Origin of the sequence: Piscinibacter sp., assembly GCF_050175855.1 — a bacterium.
Lineage (GTDB): Bacteria > Pseudomonadota > Gammaproteobacteria > Burkholderiales > Burkholderiaceae_C > Piscinibacter.
On record NZ_JBFXIO010000462.1, the window covers coordinates 1 to 3,614 of the forward strand.

Consider the following 3,614-nt stretch of genomic DNA (forward strand, 5'->3'; position numbering starts at 1 on the left):
GGGCGAGCGTGCCCTGCACGCCATCCTCGGCATGGACCAGATCACCATCGCGGCGTGGAACGGCGGCGCGCTGGGTGGCGGCGCGTGCCTCGCCACCGCGGCGGATTTCCGCATCGGCGCCGCCGACTGCTTCATCCAGTATCCCGAGATCGATCTCGGCATGAACCTCATGTGGCAGAGCCTGCCGCTGACCATCCACCTGCTCGGCCCGACGCGGGCCAAGCGACTCGTCATCGGCGGGGAACGCGTGCATGCCGAGACCCTGCTGGCCTGGGGGCTGCTCGAATCGATCGTGCCGGTCGGCGAAGTCGTCGAGCAGGCCTGCGTGTTCGCGCAGACCTACGTCGACAAGTCGCCGATCGCGGCGCAGATGATCAAGCGCAGCGTGAATGCCATCAGCGGCGCGCTCGATCGCGCCCTGATGCACATGGACGCCGACCAGAACCTGTTCGCCCTCGGCACGGCCGACCAGAAGGCCGCGGCCCGGGCCTACCTCGACGGCACGCCACCGCATTTCGAGGGCGATTGAATGACACCGGCTCGTCGAACCGGGGTCCTGCGCGCGCGCGTGGTGCCGGTGCCCGGGTGTGTCGCCGGGGCGCCTGCCCGTGGCCATCCGTCCACGCCCTGAGCACGCCGTCGATGCCACGCACCTGGCTCGGCCCGCTGCTGGCCTTCGTCGCGCTGTGCGTGGTGTGGGGTTACAGCTGGGTACTGCTCAAGATTGGCCTGCTCGATGCCGGGCCGTTCAGCTATGCCGGTCTGCGCACCCTGCTCGGCGCCTGCGCCCTGCTCGCGCTGTTGCCGCTGCTACGCCGGCCGGTGCGGGTCGGGCGCTGGCGCGAGCTGGTGGTGCTCGGACTGGTCAACACCACCGGCCTGGTCGGCTGCTCGCAGTGGGCGCTGGTCGAGGGCGCGGCCAACCGCACCTCCATCCTGGTCTACACCATGCCGTTCTGGACCCTGATCCTGGGTTGGCGATTGCTGGGCGAACGTCTGCGTGGGCTGCAATGGCCGGCGGTGGCGGCCGCCGCGCTCGGGCTCTGCTGCGTGCTCAACCCTGCGACCTTCGCCGGTAGCCCGCGCAGCACCCTGCTCGCACTCGGCGCGGCCTGGTTCTGGGCCTTGGGCGTCATCGTGGTCAAGCGCATCCAGTCGCGTGGCCCGATTGACCTGCTCGCGCTGACTGCCTGGCAGATGTTCTTCGGTGGCCTCGTGCTGTGCGCGTTCGCGCTCGGCGCCGACGAGCCCGCGGTGCATTGGACCCCGCGCTTCCTCACCGTCCTCGGCGTGACGGCCCTGGTCTCGACCGGCGCCGGCTGGGCGCTGTGGGTCTACCTGCTGCACCGCCTGCCGGCCGGCACGGCGAGCCTGATGACCCTGATGGTGCCGGTGATCGCGGTGATCTCGAGTTCCTGGCAGCTTGGCGAATACCTTGCCGCGAGCGACCTCGCCGGCATCGTCGCCATCGTGCTCGGCCTCGCGCTGCTCGCCGTCCACGCCCTCCTCCAGCACCGTTCGGTGACCGGCACGGCGGCGCCCGAGTGAGCGCGTGGCGCCGGCGGGCTACACTCGCCGCTGCGCCATTCCCTGGAACGAGCAGACCATGGCAGACGCCGACCTGACGGCAGGCATGCCCGCCGCCGGCCACGACACCGCCTTCTTCGGCCATCCCCGCGGGCTCAAGACCCTCTTCTTCACCGAGATGTGGGAGCGCTTCAGCTACTACGGCATGCGCGCCATCCTGATCCTGTTCATGACCGCGCCGGTGGCGAGCGGCGGGCTCGGCTTCGACGTCGCCCATGCCGGCACCGTCTACGGTCTCTACACGGCGATGGTCTACCTCGCCTGCCTGCCCGGTGGCTGGCTCGCCGATCGCCTGCTCGGCCTGCGCCATGCCACCTTCACCGGCGGCGTCGTCATCATGTGCGGGCACATCGCGCTCGCCGTGCCGACGCTCACCAGCTTCTACCTCGGGCTGGTGCTGCTGGTCGTCGGCACCGGCCTGCTGAAGCCGAACATCAGCACCCTGGTCGGGCAGCTCTACGGCGTCGGTGACGGCCGCCGCGACGCCGGCTATTCGCTCTACTACATGGGCATCAATGTCGGCGCCTTCATGGCGCCGCTGGTGTGCGGCTGGCTCGGCCAGGGCACGGGGTTTCGCGAAATGCTGACCGGCTTCGGCCTCGACCCGGCGTTGTCCTGGCATTTCGGCTTCGGCGCGGCAGCGGTGGGCATGGCGGCGGGGCTCGTGCACTACCTGCACGGCGCGCGACATCTCGGTGAGGCGGGCGCACGACCGCCGCGCGACGACGCCGTGCGTGACCAGCTCTCCCGTGGCGTCGTCACCTTGGTGGCGGTCGTCATCGTCGGTACCGTGCTGGCTTACTTCGGCGTGGTCGAACTGAGCGCGGCCTGGATCGGCAATGCCTTCGGCGTGCTGCTGCTGGTCATCACCGTCGCCTTCTTCGGCTGGGTGTTCGCCTACGCCGAGTGGAGCGTGGCCGAGCGGCGACGGCTGTGGCTGGTACTGGTGTTGTTCGTCGGCGCAACCGTGTTCTGGTCGCTCTACGAGCAGGGCGGCTCGACACTCAACCTGTTTGCCGAGCGCAACACCGATACCACCTTGTTCGGCTTCGATTTCCCGGCCAGCTGGATGCAGTCGTTGAACCCGATCTTCATCATCTGCGGGCTCGCCCCGGCCTTCGCCTGGCTGTGGTTCAGGCTCGGCCCGCGCGAGCCGTCCAGCCCGGCCAAGTTCGCCCTCGGCCTGCTCTTCATGGCGCTCGGCTACGCGGTGATGATCGGGGCTGCGGCGAATGCCGCCGCGGGCGTGCGGGTGAGCCCGCTGTGGCTGACGACGATGTACTTCCTGCACACCATCGGCGAGATGTGCCTGAGCCCGGTGGGGCTGTCGGCGATGAGCCGGCTGGCGCCGGCGCGTATCGCCGGGTTGACCATGGGCATCTGGTTCCTGGCGACCTCGATCGGCTCCTATGTCGGTGGCCGCGTCGCCGGGCTGTACGACACGCTGGCGCTGACCGCCATCTTCGGCGTGCTGACGGCGGTTGCACTGGTCGCCTGCCTGGTCATGGCGGCGCTGGTGCGACCGTTGCGCCGCGCGCTCGGCTGAACTCAGGTATCGGGATTGCTGAACAACACCCCCGCCTCGCCCAGTGCGGCGACGCGCGCGGCGTCGTAGCCGAGGATCTCGGTCAGCACCTGGCCGTTGTGCTCACCGAGCGCGGCGGCGTCCAGCGGCGGGTTGTGCGGGAAGCCCTTGAAACGCAGCGGCATGCCCGGCATCAGCACTTCGCCGAGCTTGGGGTCGCTGATGGTGCGGATGGTGCCACGCCCGCGCATGTGCGGGTGGTTGGCGAGCTGCTCGATGGTCAGTACCGGCGCGCAGGGCACGCGTTCGCGTTCGAGCGCGGCGAGAATGGCCTTGTCCGAGGGTTGTGCATCGACCCAGGCCTGGATGATGTCGATCACTTCCTGCGACGCCGCGCAGCGCTTCTCGTTGGTGTCGTAGCGCGGATCGTCGATGAGATCGGGTCGGCCGATGGCGCGGCACACCGCCGGCCATTGCGGTTGCAGGGCGATGATGCAGATCC

At 69.5% G+C, this 3,614-nt stretch carries 4 protein-coding genes; 3 read left to right on the forward strand and 1 reads right to left on the reverse strand.

The window, feature by feature from the left end:
* The 3 genes from AB7U92_RS23860 to AB7U92_RS23870 all read left to right on the forward strand — a co-directional run.
* On the forward strand, positions 1–529 hold a 529-nt coding region (locus AB7U92_RS23860; RefSeq protein ID WP_428582808.1), incomplete at its 5' end, for an enoyl-CoA hydratase/isomerase family protein.
* Entirely contained in the window at positions 526–1,548 is a 1,023-nt protein-coding gene (locus AB7U92_RS23865; RefSeq protein ID WP_428582810.1) for a DMT family transporter, read from the forward strand. The genes AB7U92_RS23860 and AB7U92_RS23865, both read left to right, overlap by 4 nt.
* Positions 1,549–1,606: 58 nt before the next feature.
* Entirely contained in the window at positions 1,607–3,133 is a 1,527-nt protein-coding gene (locus AB7U92_RS23870) for a peptide MFS transporter (protein WP_428582812.1), read from the forward strand.
* Between the two features lie 2 nt (positions 3,134–3,135).
* Here the strand turns inward: AB7U92_RS23870 and AB7U92_RS23875 are convergent.
* Positions 3,136–3,614 (reverse strand): CoA transferase (locus AB7U92_RS23875; RefSeq protein WP_428582814.1); only part of this gene is annotated, 479 nt, incomplete at its 5' end.

Coding starts and splice junctions, on each gene's coding strand:
- AB7U92_RS23870 (WP_428582812.1), top strand. CDS start 1,607: ATGGCAGACGCCGACCTGACGGCAGGCATGCCCGCCGCCGGCCACGAC.